A 16,811-nucleotide genomic window follows, 5' to 3' on the forward strand; every position below is an offset into this window, starting at 1 on the left:
CCATATTCCTGCGGCCCGTGTCGGCCGGGTAATTCCTGATGTCTCCCTTTACGATCATTTGCGCACCACGGCGGCCCTGGCCGGAGCCCTTTATCTTTACCACCGAAAAAGGGGCACCTTAGAAAGAAAATTTATATGTGACGATTCAGAGACTAAATTTCTTTTGATTTCCGGAGATTTTTACGGAATACAGGATTTTATTTTTAAAGGCGGGGGTGAGGAGCGGCATCACCGGGCCAAACTCTTACGGGGGCGCTCCTTTCTGGTGTCCCTTCTGGTAGAGCTGGCCGCGGAAATGCTTTGCGAAAGGATCGGCCTTTCCTTTCTTTCGGTCTTTTTCTCGGCCGCGGGAAAGGTCCATCTTTTAGCTCCCAATCTGGAAGAAACCCTGGAGGCCCTTTCTCAAACCAGAGAAAGGATAAACCGCTGGCTTTACGAAAATTATCTAGGGGAATGTGCCCTGGGCTTTGCGGTCACCGAGGCCTGTCCCCGGGATTTTGAGGGAGAGAGGTTCCAGGGGCTCTGGCGAAGGCACCTCGAGCGTCTTGAGGAGGCCAAATACGAACGGTTTGATCTTTACCGGTTTGGGGGAGCCTTTAGCGAACGTGTAAGTCCGGGTTATCTCGAGCGATTTCGTAACGATCTGGAACCTTCCCTCTGCCCCCTCTGCGGGAGACGGCCCTCGGACCCCGGGATAAAGGGCGATTCCTACATTTTGCGACCGGATCAGAAGGAGGCCTGCGCCTGTAAACTCTGTCGAGACCAGGCCTTGATCGGGACCCTCCTGGTCAAAGGCAAAAGAATGGCCGTAGTCCGCGGAAAGGACGGAGACCTGAAAGAACCTCTTTTTGGAGAATATCAGATCAGGTTTTTGGAGGATTGCGCGGAAGAGCTGGCAAAAAAAAGGCGTTCTGCTAAAACTTTTTGATTTGAACATCACCGAAGACGGAGCCCTCCCCGTGGGGGCTACCTTTTTACCCCTCAACGGGTATGTGCCGGTCTTTCGGGAGGAAGACCGATACGATCGGCGCTATCTAGTGGGGGAAAGGGGCAAGTCGGAGGGCCTTTCCCTGATTGATCAAGTTGAAGTCGGAAGCCCGAAGACCTTTCATCATCTGGCTCAACTGGCCCTTTCGCAAAAGGATCAGGACGAATTCTACGGTCTTCCGGCCCTGGCCACCTTCAAGGCGGATGTGGACAATCTGGGGGCCCTGTTTGCCTGCGGTCTTCCCCGGAAACTTTTCACCCTTTCCCGCCTTTCTACCATGAGCCGCCAGCTTCACAACTTTTTTACCGTTTATCTGCCTTACGCCCTGGCCCGCGAAGCCAAGGGGGCCTTTCGCAATGTTTATACCGTCTTTGCCGGAGGGGATGATCTTTTTCTTATCGGTCCGTGGACGGAGATAAGGGATCTGGCCCTGTTCTTACGGCACAAATTCAGGGAGTATGTTTGTGAAAACTCGAAGATCCATTTCTCCGCCGGGATAGTCCTTCACAAGCCCTACACGCCGGTAGATCTTCTGGCCCGAAAATCCGAAGAGGCCCTCTCTTCGGCCAAGAAGGACAAAAACCGGGTCACTATGTTCGGTGTGGTAGTTCCTTGGGAGGAATTTGAAGAGTTGAGGAAAATAGAAGAAAAACTGGAGCAATGGACGGAGGAGGGCTGTCTTTCCCGGGGCAGTCTTTACCGCCTTAATGAATTGGCCTTTATGGCCGCGGAGGAGATCTGTCTTCTCACGCGGACTCAGATTCCTCTCTCCAGGCTTCGGTGTCTCAAGTGGCGGGCTTTTCTCAGGTATTTTCTGGTGCGCCAACTGGAGCGGGCCAAGGGGTGCCCCCAAAAATATGAATCCCTGGTTTTTGATCTGGCCCAATGGTTGGACACCTACCGGGAAGCTTTCATCATAGCCCTCTGGCCACTCCTTTATCGAACCCGCAAACAACGCGTCAAAGGAGGCGCTTATGGCCTTGGTGGAAAAGATCTGGAAAGACAAAGCCAAAGAGCAGATTAATCCCTGGGCTTTTTCCGAAGTCGCTCAGGAATGGGCCCAAAGAATCAGCCAGGAGGGAGGGGGAAAAGAAGGCCACAAGAACAAGAATTCCCAGATCCGAAAATACTACGATGTGATCTTTAATTTAAATCAGAGGAGCAAGCAGGGGGGAGGAAACTGGAACTTTATTCTGGCTCAGCTTCACCGTCAGCTGGCCCTGGTGCACTACGCCAGGGGCCGGGATCTGGTGACCGATTCCTTTGTAAAGATGATGGAAGAACTCATAAAAGCGGTTTCCGAGGATGCAAAACGCGGCCCTAGAGATTTGGAAACCGTTGCCCAATTTTTAGAGGCCTTTATGGCCTATTACAGAGAATGTCGTCCTAAAGACTAAGGAGGGGCGCGATGGGGAAAAACAACTTTCAGGCCAAGCTCAGGGAGATTAAAAAGATAACCGGGAAGATTATTCTGGAGACCGGGCTCCATATAGGGGCGGGGGAGACCGAAATGCACATCGGGGGCACGGACAATCCCGTAGTCAAGCATCCCTTCACCCACGAGCCTTATATCCCGGGCTCTTCCCTTAAAGGAAAGGTGCGCTCCCTTCTGGAGATGAGAAGCGGGCTCCTGCCTAAGAACCCGGATCCTAAAAGGCCTCTTTCCGCCGAAATTCTTAAAAAAGACCTTTCCAAGGAAGAAGAGGAGGTGGCCTTAAAGATTCTCAAACTTTTCGGGGCCAGCGGGGCCGACGCCGAGGCCAAGGAAGCCTTCGGTCTCGGTCCCACCCGGGCCTCTTTTTCCGATTGTTTTATCACCGAGGATTGTCGGGAAAAGGCCCGAAGGGGCGAGATAGTGCTAACGGAGGTGAAGGCCGAAAACACCATCAACCGCATTACCGGCACTGCGGTGCATCCCCATTTTACCGAACGGGTGCCCGCGGGGGTGGAGTTTGAGTTTTCTATTACCCTTAAGATATTCGAAGGGGATGAGAGGCTGGAGGAGTTTCTCCTTGAAGGCCTCAAACTCCTGGAATACGATGTCCTGGGGGGAAGCGGAAGCCGCGGCTACGGTCGGGTGCGCTTCAAATTTGACAATTCGGAAATAGATCAGCGTTTTCAAGCTATGAATCCTTTTTCCCGAGCGTGATCTCATGAAGCTGGCGGAGATTGTCATCAGGCCTCTCGGTCCCTTGGGGACCTCTCTTAAGGGGGACACCATCTTTGGGCATTTTTTCTGGCAGTTGGTCTTTGATCCCGAACTGATCAAAGGGGATCTAGAGCACTGGCGCAGGGCTTACGAAGGCGAGCCCTTTGTGGTCTTTTCCTCTGCCTTTCCTCGCCTGGAAAGGGAGGGCCGATCCTGCTGGCTTTTACCCCGGCCGACCCTTCCCGTACATTTTTTCCTGCAGGAGGACGGAGATTGTTTTGAGGTGCTCACAAGGCGCAAGGAGGAAAAGAAAAGGCGTTACATGCTGGTTTCCGGGACGAAGGTGAATTTAAGGGAGGTAAAATTTTTGAAGCCTGCGGAGGCGGTGGAGCTCTTTTGGAAAGATCTTGAGGATACTCTTCCCGAAAAACCCCCGGATCTGCTTCTTTTTTTCCCTCAATCCCATAATTCCCTTAATCGCCTTTCCTTTTCCACCGGAGAGGGCTTTGCCCCTTATCAGGTGGAAAACCACTGGTATTTGCCCGGACTGAGGCTGGCGATATTGGCCCTTTTCCGGGAGGAGGCCCTGGATAAGGAATCCCTGGCCGAGGCCTTTCGGAGAATGGGGGAGGTGGGTTTCGGTCGGGATGCCTCTGCGGGCCTTGGCCGCTTTGAGGTGGAAGACCTGAAGGATTTGCCCCTCCCGGAGCCTTCCCCCACCCTTTATACCCTGGCTCCCTATATCCCCGCCCCGGGGGAGTATGAAAAAATTTGGTACCAACCTTTCGTGCGTTTCGGGCGTCACGGGGGGCCCTTGGCCCTTTCCGAAAATCCCTTCAAGGAGCCGGTCCTTATGGCCCAGGAGGGGGCGGTGCTCAAGACCTCCAATCCCTCGGGGCCTTATGTAGGTCGGGCGGTTTCCGGCCTTTCCAAGGCGGAGAAGAGGGCCCTGCATCAGGGCTATAGCCTGGTCTTTCCCCTGGAGGGTTTTCATGAAAGCCCTTCCCCTTGAGGTCCATAAAGTGCGCCTCAAAGTCCTCTCCCCCCTTCATCTGGGCACCGGAGAGGTCTATGAACCCACGGAATTTTTCGTTCACCCGGATGGCTATCTGGGAGTGCTAGATTTTGAGAGATTTGTGGCCCATTTTGACGAAAAAGAGCTGCGGGCTTTCAAACTCCTTTGCCAGAAGGGGACTACCGAATCCTTGGCAAAGCTTTACTTATTGGTGGATGGACTGGCCAGAAAGTTTATCCGGGAGAGGGGTTCTGATTTTGTGAGGCGTCACATACCGGTTTCTCAGGATTTTCTGGATCATTATAAAAGTTTGGAAACTTTATTAGGGAACCCCCGCAAATTGGCTAACGAATTCAAAAAGTTTACCATCTATCGCACGGCTTTTTCTCCCAATGAAGGGGTGCCCATAATTCCCGGCTCAGCGGTCAAGGGGGCCCTTCGCACGGCGATCCTTAATTTTCGGCGGAAAAAGGTGGAGGGAAAAACCTGGCAGGACTACTGCTATGGCAAAAGTTATGACAGCAAACAGCTGGAGGCCGATATTCTGGACTATACCAAAGACCGTTTTCAGAATGATCCTTTTCGACTGCTCAAGGTCTCGGATTTTCGTCCTTTAGGCTCGGTAAAAACCCGCATCGTCTATGCTGTAAATCGTAAGAAAGCCGGCGGAGAGGCCCGGGGCCCCTTCCAGATCCTGGAGGTGATAGAACCCGGGGCGGTTTTTGAGGGAGAAATTACCCTGATAAGATCAGACCGCCGAGGGATTATCCTGGAGGAGATAGTTAAGGCGCTTGCCTCCTTTTACGGAAAAGAGGCCGGCCGGGAGTTTGAGATCCTTTCCCGTCTGGGAGCCGGGCCTCCGGAGTTCCCCTCGGGGGCTTATCCTCTCCGCCTGGGGCGTCACAGCGGGGCCGAGTGTGTAACCATCGAGGGTTTCCGACACATCTATATCCGGGGCGCCCGGGGCAGAGATACTTACCGGGATCAGGCCACCACTGTCTGGCTGGCTTCCGAGCAGAGGAGACCCGAAAGCACCTCGGGCTTAAAGCCCTTTGGCTGGGCGGCGCTCTACATCCCGGAAACCGAGGTCCAGGCGGATCCCCGGCCTCCGGACTTACAAAAGCTTGGCCGGCGCTTCAAACTGGTGGTTAAAAAGAAAAAATAAAAGGGATCTTCGGTGAAAAAGAAAATGGGGAAGAGGATCTAATGGGTCGGGTTTTTATGTCCTTTTTAGGGACCACCGGTTACGTCCCGGTGCATTATCAACTGCGGGGCAAGACCTCCGGGTTGACCCCTTTTGTGCAGGAGGCCCTGGTGGAATTGCTCTGTTCGGACTGGGAAGAGGAGGATCGTTTGATTTTTTTTCCTTACCGCCGAGGCCCGGAGGAAAAACTGGGAAGACGGAGGCAATTTTGAGGAAGGTCTGGAGGCGCGACTCCGTCAGAAGTCCCTTAAGCCTTCTCTTGTCCCCGTGGAAGTTTGGGAAGGGCGTTCGGAGGAGGAGATCAGAGACAACTTTCGTAAGGTAATAGAAAACCTGTCGGAAGGAGAGGAGGTCTTTTTTGACATTACGCATTCTTTTCGTTCTCTTCCCATGCTCAACCTGGTAGCCCTTTCCTATGCCCGGGTCCTTAAGGGGATAAGGATAAGGGGTATTTATTACGGGGCCTTTGAAGTTCTGGGATCTCCTAAAAAAAGTGGAAAATCTCCCGGAGGAGCAACGGGTGGCCCCGGTTTTTGATCTCACTCCTTACGCCCTTCTTTTAGAGTGGTCCTTTGCGGTGGAGGAATTCCTGCGCTACGGCCTGGCCGAGCGCCTCTACGAACTGGTAAGAGGGGAGATAGCCCCCATTTTAAAGGAGACGCGGGGGAGGGACCTCCCTGATGCCCTGTTTTTCTGTACCTGGTGGCGAGAGCTATTTTAGGGATGTTTGCTCGAGGCAAGCCTTTCGACCCAAACGCCCTCAAAAAGACGTCAGAGGCGAATAGCTAGGGATAAAGGGGAGGAGGGGCCTTTTCGCCCGCGAAAGATAAAGCGAACCGGAAAACCCTTGCCCTATCAACGAAAGGTTGCTAACATTATTGTTAACAAGCTTACGCCAGCAAAGGGGTAGCAATGATGTCGAGGCAGGGGCATGACGCGGAGAATGTGCAGGTTCGGATGCAGAGGGTGATTTTGTGGGCGCTTGCGACCAAGGGGTTCTTCTCGCGGTATGTGTTCCACGGCGGGTCGTGTCTTTATTTCTTCTATGAGAATGTGCGCTGGTCGGAGGATCTCGATTTTGTAAAGCACCGAAACAACCTCGATCACCCGGCAAAAGATTCCGCCACGATCGAAGAGGCGTTAAAAGAGGCGACGCGACTAATCCCCGCCCTCATTGAGGAGGCAGAGTCCGCCGAGCTCAAGTGTCAAAAGAGAGAGGGAGATGTCTTGCGGTTTATCGTAAAAGCCTCAGTAAAGGGCGAACGACGCAAGACCCGCGTCAATGTTAAGATCGCAAATGTCGCCGCTTACCGCGTCACGGTAAAACCTCTTGAACGGGCTCTCATTGCGGTGGAGGATCCCTTTGAGATCCTTGCCGACAAGGTGGTGGCACTCGTGGCCCGAGCACGCTCTTGGGGAGAACCCAAGGTGCGCGACGTGCTCGACCTCTACTTCCTAGGGGAGGGCAGAGGGCTCCTGCATCCCGAAGCTCTTTCGAAAACTCTCGATGCTCTCGTGGAACTCGTCGCTCGCAAGCTTAGGGATTACCGCCTGAGTACGAGCGAATTCCGGGAAGGGGTAGGGCGCCTCAGGGAGTGGCTCAACCGTCCCGAGGCCCTTGAGGATCTCCGGACGACCTTCACAAGGTATGCGCTTCCGATGCACCGCGCGAGCGAGCTCGTAGCGTATGTCTACTGCGAGCAGGTCCTCCGCTTCGCGGAGGAAACGCTCTCGCGGGGAGGGTTGTTCGAGGTCCTGCTTGAGAGAATACGCGCCGCGGGAACCGAACCGGCGAACGAACATCCACGAAAAACGCCGTCTCCGACACCAAAATAAAAACAGCAAGGAAAACGGAGGAAAACGGCAATGCGGTATAGAGAATGGATGGAGTTTAAGAGAGCTCTCGAGGGGCGCCGGGTGTTTTCCCTCCAGGATCTTGCCACACATTTTGGCGCCGTCGGGCGGCTGAACCCACGATCCCTGCGGGTAATCACGCACCGGGCGGTGCGGGAAGGAATCCTCTGGCGTCTTTGCAAAGGATGGTACGCCTTCGCGGGTGACTTACCGGATCCGGATGAGGTCGCGGTGACCGTCGCTTGGCCGGCCTATGTGAGCATGGAGCGGGCGCTCTCCCTTGAGGGTGTCCTCTCGCAAGGGATCCACACCATCACCATCATGACCCCGCGGGCCTGGCGTTCAAAGCGACCCTTCACGCTTGAATACCCCGGCGGGGCGAGGTATCCGGTGGAGGTACGCTCCCTGAAAAGAGCGCCAACCGATCTTTTCGGAAAGGTGGCCCCGACCGAGATCGCCCTTGCGGACCTTTTCTGCGTGCGCGGAGGCATCGAGGGAAAGTGGAGCTACCTGAGGCAACTCGCGGGCGACATCTACTGGGATGAGGTGGATCTTGAAGAGCTCGCCCAGCGTCTCCGCAATCATCCTTCGGGGCGCGGGGAGAGCGTTTTGCGTTTTTTAGGGGAGCTTGAAAGGAGAGGGATCGTTCAGATCGGCCCGAGTCTTGGACTGAAGACTCCGAAAGGTCGAAAGTTCACTCCCAGAACCCTACAACCCGCCGCCTGATCGGCTTGACGGTTCATCGGTCAAGCTTTTCAATTTTGATTGCGGGGAAGGCCCAATGGGTGATGTGGGTCTAACCCGTCAGGTAGGTGAGGCCTTCCTTGAGTAAAGAAAAATCACTCAATCCGCACGACACAAGCTTTAGGTATTGGGTAATTCCTGTAAGCGATTACACCGAAATGACACGTCTCATCTTGGTAAACCCTATCCCACCATCCAGACAAGCACACACGATCGGGAGCGGTCGTGAGAGTCCAATAGCCATAGGCGCAGGCAAGGCCTGCATATTTTCTCCACGAATCACCTCCGCAATATCCTAATCCATAGTGCAGCCCAAAGCAATATTTCACCTTCAAATTTCGGAAAACAACGCGCGTGCCAGGGTTTTGGAGATCTATATCAACGCTTCGTACCAATGGACAGGAATACGAAACACAGATCGGCCACTCTATTTTGGTGCACCGGCAAGCATGACGGCATTCTATACGCACATAATCCCTGCCATTCTTCTTTAAAAACTTCCAGAAACACCCCCCCTCCATAGTTGCTGGAAGAAGTAAATTCACTTTGATCATAAAAAAAACTATTCGACGACGACGAAAAAAGGAATCCCTTCCAAAAAGCAGCTCGCCTCCATTTCACCACCGGCGGTTTATTCCACACATATTTCTTAGCAAACACCGCCACACCAAAAGTTCGAATTACTGTTTTATAAACAGCCAAGTCCTTCCGAGACAAGTCCTTCAGAGTGGGTCCCACAAAAGCGTAAACTTTCATGCCAGAAGACCCGGTCCCCCAAGCAGAGAACGCCTGCCCTGCGGAAAAGCGGAGATTGGACGATTGCAGGGTGGCGTCCGTTGTCCCCAGAGTCCCCGCTGAAGAATCCATTTCCCAAGAGATGCAGGCACAAACTGCCAGCAAAAGGATAGCAATCTTATAATACCTACCCATTCTAGGGCCTCCTCCTAGATTTTAGGTCTAAAAAACAAAGTAGCGCTCTCGCCCTCGGGAAGCCTCCTAAGCCCCCTAGCCGCGACCCAGATTCTCCTCCGCACGCTACTTTCTTCCTCACCATGACTTGGCGCGCCCACAAGACGATCACTTTTTCGGCGGTCTACCTTATCACCCACTCATTTCCCGCCGCCCTGATCGCCGCCCTAAGCAGCGTTTTTCCCGACTTCATCGAATTCGTCTGGTGGTGTGGGAGGGTACCCCGTTACGCCCACCGGAAGGGAAGCCACTGGTTTGTCCCCTATTTGGCGGCGGCCCTCCTCGCTTTCTACGGCCTGAAAACCGCTCCCGCGTTTCCGGCGTGGGTGGCTTTTGGGGTGCTCTGGTTCGCCGTGGGATGTCTCGCTCACATCGTTGAAGACGCCCTTACAGGAAGGGTGCCTTTGCTTTCCCCGAGGAGGCGTTCCTTTGGGTTGCGTTTTTTCCGAACGGGATCAACGCCGGAAACGATACTCACGGCGGTGCTGGGAGGCCTCGCCATAGTGACGCTTTTTCGGGAACACTACCGCTTCGTGGCGGCTCACCTTGAGGTGTTCTTCCGCGAGGCAGGCCTCTTCTGACCTTTGAGGACTCACCGTCACATCGCACGTTCCCGGAAACCGTTATGGTGAACGGAATTGAGCGGGTTGGGGCGTGGAAAAGCGATTTGTTATTTTGTTCTTAGCCCGAAGGAAAGGTTAGCGACATGAGCGTTTACAGGTATCTTCTTGAGACTATGGGAAAACCTTTTCAAAGGAAAACAGTTATCTACGCAAGACCTTGCTACACTCCTTCTCTATGAAGTATTATTCAAATAGAAGAAAGCTCAGGAAGGTGGTAGAGGGTGTCATCAGGTAAGAGAGTCCTTTCCATAAGAGTGAGCGGAAAGGAGAAAAAGAAAAGAGTAAGGACTCTCCTCTTAGACCTCGCTCACTTCAGAAACATGCTCATAATACTCATAAGAAAATACTACCTCCTCTACAGGAAGCATCTGCTAAACCAGTCCATCCTTTACGGTCTGGTTGCCAAGAACTACTCAGGCAAATACAGAGAGGAGTTTGAAAGGACCTTAAAGAATGTAGAGGGCAATTCTGAATTAAGGGAACTTCTTGAGAGACTTAAAGCTCAGAAGGAGAAGATAGACAATTCCCATTACATCCAGTTTGTTATTCGTCAGGTTATAAAGGACTTCAGGAGTTTCTTCAAATCCCTTGAGAGCTTCAGGAATAATCCTGAGAAGTTCAAAGAAATGCCCAGACCTCCTAAGCCTAAAAAACTCAGATACTTGATGAACTTCTCCGCAGAAGGAAACGCTAACACTTTCAGACAGGAAGAAGATAGTCTTATAATCAAACTCAGGAGCGGCAGATACCTCAAAGTGAAACTACCCAAAGATTTCCCTCATAGAGTTTCTTCCGTAAGACTCAAGTTCTTCGGAGATGACCTTTATGTGGATGTTGTTTACGAGCAGGAAGTAAAAAAGAGAGAACCGAAAGGAGAATACAGAGCGGGGATAGATATAGGGCTTGACGAGCTTATATCCATTGTAAGTGAAAATCCTAAGCTTAAGAGCTTCATAGTCTCGGGAAAGGAGATAAAAGCTTTCAATCAGTGGTTTAACAAAGAAAAGGCGAAGCTAAGGTCTCAGATGGATTACCTGAGGAATGAGATAAAGAGCGGAGATTACGAAGATGTGAAGAGACTTTAAGAAAAAGCTGAAGGAACTTGAGATAAAGGAGAAGGTTTTATCAGCTCACAGGAAGAGGTGGATTGACAACAACCTGCACAAGATAGCGAGGAAGTTAGTAGATTTGCTCCACGAGACAGGACACAGGGTAATTTACATAGGGAAGAACGCTCTTGATAGCAAGAACGAGATAGAGTTAGGGAGGAAGACCAATCAGGAGTTTGTGTCAATTCCGTTCAGGAAACTTATAGAGCTGATCAAATACAAAGCTCGGGAGCTCGGAATGGAAGTTGTAGAGGTAGATGAGAGCTATACGTCAAAGACTTCTCCTTTTGCTGATGTGTTGAGGGTTCAGGAGCTCGGGAAATTGAAGTCAGAGGAGGAAGATGAAGGAAGAAAAAAGGAGATTGATAAAGAGATAAGGAAGCTGAGGAAGGGTAGCAGGAACGGGAACCTCTTTAAGGACAGGGTTATGAACAAAGTTTTTCACGCAGACCTTGTAGGAGCGTTGAACATACTGAGGGTGGGAGCAAAGCTCCTTAAACTAAGCTTTTATGAGAACCTGAAAATTCTGTTTATCAAGCTCTGTAATCCTGTGAGGTTCAAGCTTGTGGACTTTCTTTACTTGCAAGTATCCTCCGAGTCCCTCTATGGGATAGGAGGTAGTAGGCGGGAGGTTTTAGCTCCCGTAGGGTGGACGGAAAAACAGGGTTATTTGACTAAGGTTGAAACCTGATGCCCTGTTTTTCTGTACCTTGAGCACTCCCGCCCGGTTTAAAGCGGGCACGTGGGAGGAGCTCCTCGAAGGCAAAGGCGGCGAGCTTTACGTGCTCGGTTTTTACGGAAGCTACGAAGCGGCGGTGAAAGAAAAGCTTGCTCGCATGGAAGTCGCGCCTCCGGCGGATCGGTTCTACGTGGTGCCGGTCAAGGGAGGGCGTTATCGCTACGCTCTCATCGTGTGGTCACGTAGCGGACGGGATTACCGGAAAGAGGGCGGAACACCCCTCGTCACCTCCGAGCCTGCGAGGTACTAAATATATTATTAATCCGAGCAATTAATGTGTGACATTACATGGCATATCTGACTGCCGGAGCACGGAAGTAACTCTTCACTATCTCTGGCTGCCTTTGCGTGCTCATCAAATAGCTCCTCACGTTGCCCATCAATTCTTCTTTCGTCCGGGACCTCCTCCTTCCCACTGCGTTTGTCTTCACGTCTTGATTCAGATATTCATCCGGATTCAGCTCCGGACTGTATTTCGGTAAAAAGAAAATCTCTATCTCTTCTTTATGTCTACTCACCCACTTTGACACCTTCTTCGCATGATGTACCCTATGATTGTCAACTATCAGAAATATCTTTCTTTTTTCGTTGGATCTTATGAGTCTTCGTAAAAATTCGATAAATATCTCCGCATTAAACCGCTCCCCAAAAATCATGAATTTCATCTTCCCTCGGTTGCTTATGGCCGATATCATGTTGAACTGAAATCGCTTGCCGCTTACTTCCACCACCGGTGTTTCCCCCTTAGGGGCCCAACTCCTTCCTGCCTGATGGTCAGACCTGATCCCTGTCTCGTCTCCCCAGTAAATCTCCGCTCCTTCCTCTCGGGCCTTCTGCTTGATCCGTGGATATTCCTCCTCAAGCCACGCCTTTACTTCCTTAGGATTCTGCTCATAGGCCCGCTTCAAAGGCTTCTGCGGCGTAAAGCCCCACCGCCTCAAATACCGCCCTACCGTCCATACCGATAGCTTGATCCCAAACTTCCTCTCTATGAGCTGCCCCACAGCCTCTCTAGTCCAAAGAGCAAAGGGAAGCTTCATCTGGTCTGGACATCTGTCCCTTATGAGATTGCAAATCAGCGCCGCCTGCCAACCCTTAAGCTTTCCTCCCTTAGGTCGTCCGCGAGGTTTGGCCAAAAGGGCTTCTTCGCCTTTTTCCCGATAGATTTTGAGCCATCTTGAAATGGTCCCTCTGGCCACACCAAAAGTTTGAGCCACCTGGGTTTGAGACTGGCCATTGAGGACAGCTCGGACGGCTCTAAGTCTTATGGCTTCTTGAGCTTTTGGGGATAAATAGCGAGCGTCTTTCATAGGGGAAGACTACCACAAAAATTCTTTCATGTCATACATTTTCTGCACCTCTTAATAAATTGATGGTCAGGTAGGGATATGGCGTTCCGACCGTCCGATCATGAAGATCCGGTACAGGACGTTATCCTGGTTTCCGTTTTTGTTCTCGTGTTCGGCACTTTTGTAACGTTGGCGTTCGTCCTGATTCCGCCGTTGAGGTGTTTGCTTTACGCCGGCGTGCTCGCGGTAAAGGGCCTCGAAGCCTTCATGGCGTTTGATGCGGGGGTGGGGACGGCCTTCTTCAAGGCGGCGTGGTACTATTTGACGCATCCTTCCGCGGCGATTAACGTGCCTATTACGCATTTTTTTCAAGCGGTGTGGAACTCACAGGCCTCGCCTTTGAGGGTGGGCGTCGTAGGAGCGGTTGTTGGCATTGTCGTATGGCTCGCGTTGCGCATAAAGATAAGACAGGTGCCCTCGGAAAAAACGCTCCTTAAGCGCATTAAAACAACGCCTCCTGAGCAGACGCTCGCCGAGGAATTCGGCGTTCGGGATCCGCTTGACCTAACTGATCCTAAGAGAGCGGCGAAAAGCTTCGCTCGCATACGAGAAAAGACCAACATACCGCCCGCGGTGGTGGCCCGCGCGGTTAAAGATCGACGAATACGTTTGGCCCTGCTGTACTACAAGGATTTTCTTGAAAAGGGCAGGGTGCTCTGGCCGGTAAGCGACCCGGAACGCCTCAAAAAGATTCGGGAAAACGAACTCAAACGCCGTGAAGAGCGTGAAAAACAAAAATCCCCCGCGGGCGTATAACTTTCGTTCCCCAATGAACCCTATCGATAACTTTTTTCTTATCTTTTATCGGTGAACTACTCCGCCCTTACGGACGGAGCTTCTGAGGGAGTTTGACTGGTTTTTCCAGTCCTTATCCCTCGTGGCGGGTTCACTCCACCACATACTCCTATCCCCGCAAAAAGCAGAGATTCGGAGATACCTTCGCTCATTCTGTAGATTCTTACCCTTACTACCTTCCCAAGTCCCGTTACAAGGTCAAACCACTTCCTCTTGAACTTCCTTAAGATGTTCCTCGCTCCGTTAACATCTGCATTGATGAGCCCTTTAATCGGTGATAGGAAAAGTCCTCTCTTTACTCTCCTTCCGTTACCTTTGCTCTTTTTTGTTACCCCTGCTTCTTCATCGCAGGAGTCGGTAACGGAAGTATAGCTCTCGTCTATTAGCTTAACTCCTATACCCGCCTCTTTGAGCTTGTAAGTCAGGTATTCTGTTACTTTCCCGTGAGGCAGCAGCTTGAACATCTGATTTACAAGGTCGGCTAAGTTGTTTCCCTTGTTCTTTGACTCTTGAACTTTTCCTATCACTACCGTCTTTACTCCACTTAAAACTGCAAGTCTCTTTATGAGACTACTTACCTTGTGGGCAAAGTCTCTTAGCAAGTTCTTTACGCTCTTCCAGAGTCTGTGGAGTTTCTTCTCTAATGCAGTCGTCGGAATTCCTTTGTTTTTAAGGTTGTCTAATCTGCTTTGAAGTTTAGCTATTTTCTTGAGCTTCTTCCACAGAAGTGTCTTCAACCCTTTCCCATCTATGATGTAGGAGACAGGGTTCCCCTCTATCACGCAGGTTGCAAAGTTTGATACTCCATAGTCTATCGCTAAGACCTTGTTCCCTTGTGGCTTCCTATTCGGAATCTCTAACTCATACACCACAACAAGTTTATAGCTTATGTGTCCATACGATTTATACGGAACTATCTGTATGTTGAGAACTTTCAAGTCTTTGAGTTTTCTGTATCCCGTTTCTATCCAGAGGTATTCAGGAGAAATTCCAAACTTTTCTAATAGGTGTTTCTTTAAACTCCTTGACAGTGAAAGTCTAATTCTGCTTCCTTCTATTCTGAATCCTGTTTTGTCCCACGTTACTACTCTGTGAGGATTTTCAGGGTTTACATATTTGGGTGGTCTGACAATGTTTATTCCTTTCTTTTTGAATTTTCCAGGATTTTCTAAAAAGTTGAAGAAGTTAATCCATCCTCTTGAGAGTTCATCAAGAACTATTTGGGCTGAGCGAGATTGTAAGGAGCGTAAGTGTAGGGATTCGCCCTTGAGCTTGTTATACAGGTCTCTGTAATCGGGTTTTGCTAACTTGTTCTTTATGAGGTAGTTTGCTTGATTCCAGAGTCTTCCTGCATGATAGGTAAGGTATCCGAGGATTATCTCCTGTTCCTCTGTTAGATGATTTAGTTCAAAGACTATTGCTCTTTTTGTTTTCATCTCTGCGGTTGTAATTTATATTTACGGTTGTTTAGTTTCAAAGGCTTACGTACCTGCGGGCTTTCATCCCCTCCCTTACGGGAGGGGTCTTCCCGCCCGCAAAAGATAAAAAATTTCTTAAAAGTTATCGATAGCGCTTGGGGCGCATGGGGTAGCCGTAATCCTCGAGCATGATCCGCAATCCATAAAAGTGATTGCGGAAGCGCTTAGGGAGAGCTTCGTTGCCTTTCCGCGCTTGACGGAGAACGTAGGCCAGGTGAAAAAAGAAGGAAACGTAGAGGCGTTCGTCATTGCGCTCAAGAGGGAAGACCTGTCCGTTCACCCGAGTGATCCCGGGAAAGGGACGGTTCTCTTTTTCGTGGAGGAACTTCTCCCAGATGTAGCCCGCGGAAAATCGTCCCAACGCGAGAATTATATGGGGCCGGGCAATCTCAATCTGACGGTCGAGGTGTGGCGAACAAGCGATGATTTCCTGGGGCTCGGGATCGCGGTTTTCCGGCGGGCGACACTTGACCAGGTTGGTGATGTAAGTCAGATCCGTAAGGTAAGTGCGTCTGAGGACGTTGCGGAGAAACTTGCCCGCCCAACCGACGAAGGGTGCCCCCTGAATGTCCTCCTCGCGTCCGGGCGCTTCCCCAACGATCAACAGCGGCACCCGTGGCAAATCCGGGATTTCGGCGATCTTCGAACCTGGCACCGGAAGTCTCGCGCCGTTCCGCAGGTTGCAGGCGTGACAGGAGGTGATTTCTTGGTGCAGACGTTGCAACGCGTCCCGCACGCTAACCGCCTGCGTTTCGTTTTCCGGTCTTGCCATTTTTTCTCCTCCAATCTGAATTTTTCAGTTCTATCTTAACATCCCCTCCAACTGAAAAAGAAACCCCGAAATCCCTTGGCGTTTAAAGGTTTCGGAGAAGGGCCGTGAAAGACGCAGGGTTTGCTTGCGACGAATTCAGTGTGGCGTTAAGCGGTTCGTGTTTGTTATGTTAATTTAGTGGTAAAAAAGAAGGGAGGAGCGAGGTATGAGATACACCGAGGTAGTACAGGCCCTTGCCAAGCGTTTGTAGTCCCCTATGTTTGTGGTTCCCCTATAAGGGTTGAGAAGGTGAGAATTCGGAACAAGGTTAGCAGTCGCATGAGAGTCATGTTGAGCACGAACCCGAGGTGGCGGCGCTCCTCGGGATCGGTGGTTTCCACGAGGCGCCCGCATTGATCCAACCCGCGCTTTATGAGGCGGTCGGCCTGCTTGATAGTGTTGACGAAGACCTCTCGCTTAATCGCCTCATAGGTGAGCTCATGGTCCATAACCTCACATCCTCCCTTTCTTTGTGATCCTTGCGTTCTGTGGGACATCACATATCTCAGTTCCGGCCTCCGAAACGGTTTCAAGGAAAGAAGTTAGCTTGCCGTTTAAGTGCCGTAAGACCATACTCAAGAAGGCGCGCGAAGGGAAGGAGAGAACAATAAAGCGATTGAGGAGGATGTCATGGAAGAGAGGGAGAGGGCACCCCTTGAAGTTTACCAAGGCAAGGTATCCGAGGGCGTGCTTTACATTGAGAAACGCACCGAGATGCTGGAAGCGTACGTCATCAAGGGATCGTTCTTGCCCTACGAGAACGGGTTTCTCCTCCTCTGGGACGGAGGCGATCTGATTTGGCGTCCCCTTATGCCAGGAGAGCACTTTCACACCGTGCGCAGTCTGAACGAGGCGGTCCCAGTGGTGATGGTGCCGCTTGACCGACTGCTGGCGGACGAACGGGTTAGTGCGAGCGTGAAGGCCATGATGCAGGCCGCGGAGGAGGCTTTTGAGATGGAAGGGTAATCCGGGGAGAGGAGGCAG

Annotated in this window: 20 protein-coding genes and 1 pseudogene; 16 read left to right on the plus strand and 5 right to left on the minus strand. The window is 51.4% G+C overall.

The window, feature by feature from the left end:
- Positions 1-4 precede the first annotated feature (4 nt).
- The 11 genes from cas10 (FVE67_RS08555) (at position 5) to FVE67_RS08605 (ending at position 7,936) form a co-directional block, all read left to right on the plus strand.
- Entirely contained in the window at positions 5-928 is a 924-nt protein-coding gene (cas10, locus tag FVE67_RS08555; RefSeq protein WP_168720379.1) for a type III-A CRISPR-associated protein Cas10/Csm1, read from the plus strand.
- Position 929: 1 nt separating this feature from the next.
- Positions 930-2,012: a type III-A CRISPR-associated protein Cas10/Csm1 gene (gene cas10 / locus FVE67_RS08560; protein ID WP_168720177.1), complete on the plus strand. Its 1,083-nt coding sequence runs from the start codon at positions 930-932 to the stop codon at positions 2,010-2,012.
- On the plus strand, positions 1,963-2,385 hold the full coding sequence (gene csm2, locus FVE67_RS08565; RefSeq protein ID WP_168720178.1) for a type III-A CRISPR-associated protein Csm2: 423 nt from the start codon (positions 1,963-1,965) through the stop codon (positions 2,383-2,385). The genes cas10 (FVE67_RS08560) and csm2 overlap by 50 nt, the downstream gene beginning before the upstream one ends.
- Before the next feature lie 11 nt (positions 2,386-2,396).
- Positions 2,397-3,137 (plus strand): type III-A CRISPR-associated RAMP protein Csm3, encoded by a 741-nt coding sequence (csm3, locus tag FVE67_RS08570; protein ID WP_168720179.1) that lies wholly within the window; start codon positions 2,397-2,399, stop codon positions 3,135-3,137.
- 4 nt (positions 3,138-3,141) lie between these two features.
- Entirely contained in the window at positions 3,142-4,149 is a 1,008-nt protein-coding gene (gene csm4, locus FVE67_RS08575) for a type III-A CRISPR-associated RAMP protein Csm4 (RefSeq protein WP_168720180.1), read from the plus strand.
- On the plus strand, positions 4,130-5,317 hold the full coding sequence (gene csm5 / locus FVE67_RS08580) for a type III-A CRISPR-associated RAMP protein Csm5 (protein WP_168720181.1): 1,188 nt from the start codon (positions 4,130-4,132) through the stop codon (positions 5,315-5,317). The genes csm4 and csm5 overlap by 20 nt, the downstream gene beginning before the upstream one ends.
- 41 nt (positions 5,318-5,358) lie before the next feature.
- A complete protein-coding gene (locus FVE67_RS09505; RefSeq protein ID WP_168720182.1) occupies positions 5,359-5,568 on the plus strand; it encodes a TM1812 family CRISPR-associated protein in 210 nt (69 codons plus the stop codon).
- A 55-nt stretch (positions 5,569-5,623) separates the two neighbouring features.
- Positions 5,624-5,893 (plus strand): CRISPR-associated DxTHG motif protein, encoded by a 270-nt coding sequence (locus FVE67_RS09635; RefSeq protein WP_425505358.1) that lies wholly within the window; start codon positions 5,624-5,626, stop codon positions 5,891-5,893.
- Positions 5,850-6,077 carry a TM1812 family CRISPR-associated protein gene (locus FVE67_RS09510; RefSeq protein WP_168720183.1) on the plus strand — a complete coding sequence of 76 codons (228 nt, stop codon included), beginning with the start codon at positions 5,850-5,852 and terminating at the stop codon, positions 6,075-6,077. Before FVE67_RS09635 ends, FVE67_RS09510 begins: the two co-directional genes overlap by 44 nt.
- A 236-nt stretch (positions 6,078-6,313) precedes the next feature.
- Positions 6,314-7,192, plus strand: a complete 879-nt coding sequence (locus FVE67_RS08600) for a nucleotidyl transferase AbiEii/AbiGii toxin family protein (RefSeq protein ID WP_168720184.1) — start codon at positions 6,314-6,316, stop codon at positions 7,190-7,192.
- A 48-nt stretch (positions 7,193-7,240) separates the two neighbouring features.
- On the plus strand, positions 7,241-7,936 hold the full coding sequence (locus FVE67_RS08605) for a type IV toxin-antitoxin system AbiEi family antitoxin domain-containing protein (protein WP_210534594.1): 696 nt from the start codon (positions 7,241-7,243) through the stop codon (positions 7,934-7,936).
- A 396-nt stretch (positions 7,937-8,332) separates the two neighbouring features.
- Here FVE67_RS08605 and FVE67_RS08610 read toward each other — a convergent pair whose 3' ends face one another.
- Entirely contained in the window at positions 8,333-8,884 is a 552-nt protein-coding gene (locus FVE67_RS08610) for a hypothetical protein (protein ID WP_168720186.1), read from the minus strand.
- Between the two features lie 122 nt (positions 8,885-9,006).
- Between FVE67_RS08610 and FVE67_RS08615 the strand changes: the two genes are divergently transcribed.
- The 3 genes and pseudogenes from FVE67_RS08615 (at position 9,007) to FVE67_RS08625 (ending at position 11,644) form a co-directional block, all read left to right on the plus strand.
- On the plus strand, positions 9,007-9,504 hold the full coding sequence (locus FVE67_RS08615; RefSeq protein ID WP_168720187.1) for a metal-dependent hydrolase: 498 nt from the start codon (positions 9,007-9,009) through the stop codon (positions 9,502-9,504).
- Between the two features lie 263 nt (positions 9,505-9,767).
- Positions 9,768-11,346 (plus strand): annotated as a pseudogene (locus FVE67_RS09640) (RNA-guided endonuclease InsQ/TnpB family protein).
- Between the two features lie 19 nt (positions 11,347-11,365).
- Positions 11,366-11,644: a hypothetical protein gene (locus FVE67_RS08625; protein ID WP_168720188.1), complete on the plus strand. Its 279-nt coding sequence runs from the start codon at positions 11,366-11,368 to the stop codon at positions 11,642-11,644.
- 34 nt (positions 11,645-11,678) lie between these two features.
- On the opposite strand, the gene FVE67_RS08630 is transcribed toward FVE67_RS08625, so the two are convergent.
- Entirely contained in the window at positions 11,679-12,704 is a 1,026-nt protein-coding gene (locus FVE67_RS08630) for an IS630 family transposase (RefSeq protein WP_168719201.1), read from the minus strand.
- 78 nt (positions 12,705-12,782) lie between these two features.
- Here FVE67_RS08630 and FVE67_RS08635 point away from each other — a divergent pair, with 78 nt between their 5' ends.
- Positions 12,783-13,499 carry a hypothetical protein gene (locus FVE67_RS08635; RefSeq protein WP_168720189.1) on the plus strand — a complete coding sequence of 239 codons (717 nt, stop codon included), beginning with the start codon at positions 12,783-12,785 and terminating at the stop codon, positions 13,497-13,499.
- A 56-nt stretch (positions 13,500-13,555) separates the two neighbouring features.
- On the opposite strand, the gene FVE67_RS08640 is transcribed toward FVE67_RS08635, so the two are convergent.
- From FVE67_RS08640 to FVE67_RS08650, 3 genes are all read right to left on the minus strand, one after another.
- Positions 13,556-14,974: an RNA-guided endonuclease InsQ/TnpB family protein gene (locus tag FVE67_RS08640; RefSeq protein ID WP_168720190.1), complete on the minus strand. Its 1,419-nt coding sequence runs from the start codon at positions 14,972-14,974 to the stop codon at positions 13,556-13,558.
- A gap of 124 nt (positions 14,975-15,098) precedes the next feature.
- A complete protein-coding gene (locus tag FVE67_RS08645; protein WP_168720191.1) occupies positions 15,099-15,788 on the minus strand; it encodes a uracil-DNA glycosylase in 690 nt (229 codons plus the stop codon).
- Positions 15,789-16,042: 254 nt separating this feature from the next.
- A complete protein-coding gene (locus FVE67_RS08650) occupies positions 16,043-16,276 on the minus strand; it encodes a hypothetical protein (RefSeq protein ID WP_168720192.1) in 234 nt (77 codons plus the stop codon).
- Between the two features lie 181 nt (positions 16,277-16,457).
- Here FVE67_RS08650 and FVE67_RS08655 point away from each other — a divergent pair, with 181 nt between their 5' ends.
- Positions 16,458-16,793, plus strand: a complete 336-nt coding sequence (locus tag FVE67_RS08655; protein ID WP_168720193.1) for a hypothetical protein — start codon at positions 16,458-16,460, stop codon at positions 16,791-16,793.
- Positions 16,794-16,811 lie beyond the last annotated feature (18 nt).

Source organism: Thermosulfurimonas marina (assembly GCF_012317585.1).
Classification (GTDB): domain Bacteria; phylum Desulfobacterota; class Thermodesulfobacteria; order Thermodesulfobacteriales; family Thermodesulfobacteriaceae; genus Thermosulfurimonas_A; species Thermosulfurimonas_A marina.

Coding starts and splice junctions, on each gene's coding strand:
- csm2 (WP_168720178.1), top strand. CDS start 1,963: ATGGCCTTGGTGGAAAAGATCTGGAAAGACAAAGCCAAAGAGCAGATT.
- csm3 (WP_168720179.1), top strand. CDS start 2,397: ATGGGGAAAAACAACTTTCAGGCCAAGCTCAGGGAGATTAAAAAGATA.
- csm4 (WP_168720180.1), top strand. CDS start 3,142: ATGAAGCTGGCGGAGATTGTCATCAGGCCTCTCGGTCCCTTGGGGACC.
- csm5 (WP_168720181.1), top strand. CDS start 4,130: ATGAAAGCCCTTCCCCTTGAGGTCCATAAAGTGCGCCTCAAAGTCCTC.
- FVE67_RS09505 (WP_168720182.1), top strand. CDS start 5,359: ATGGGTCGGGTTTTTATGTCCTTTTTAGGGACCACCGGTTACGTCCCG.
- FVE67_RS08600 (WP_168720184.1), top strand. CDS start 6,314: ATGCAGAGGGTGATTTTGTGGGCGCTTGCGACCAAGGGGTTCTTCTCG.
- FVE67_RS08605 (WP_210534594.1), top strand. CDS start 7,241: ATGGAGTTTAAGAGAGCTCTCGAGGGGCGCCGGGTGTTTTCCCTCCAG.
- FVE67_RS08610 (WP_168720186.1), bottom strand. CDS start 8,884: ATGGGTAGGTATTATAAGATTGCTATCCTTTTGCTGGCAGTTTGTGCC.
- FVE67_RS08615 (WP_168720187.1), top strand. CDS start 9,007: ATGACTTGGCGCGCCCACAAGACGATCACTTTTTCGGCGGTCTACCTT.
- FVE67_RS08630 (WP_168719201.1), bottom strand. CDS start 12,704: ATGAAAGACGCTCGCTATTTATCCCCAAAAGCTCAAGAAGCCATAAGA.
- FVE67_RS08635 (WP_168720189.1), top strand. CDS start 12,783: ATGGCGTTCCGACCGTCCGATCATGAAGATCCGGTACAGGACGTTATC.
- FVE67_RS08640 (WP_168720190.1), bottom strand. CDS start 14,974: ATGAAAACAAAAAGAGCAATAGTCTTTGAACTAAATCATCTAACAGAG.
- FVE67_RS08645 (WP_168720191.1), bottom strand. CDS start 15,788: ATGGCAAGACCGGAAAACGAAACGCAGGCGGTTAGCGTGCGGGACGCG.
- FVE67_RS08650 (WP_168720192.1), bottom strand. CDS start 16,276: ATGGACCATGAGCTCACCTATGAGGCGATTAAGCGAGAGGTCTTCGTC.
- FVE67_RS08655 (WP_168720193.1), top strand. CDS start 16,458: ATGGAAGAGAGGGAGAGGGCACCCCTTGAAGTTTACCAAGGCAAGGTA.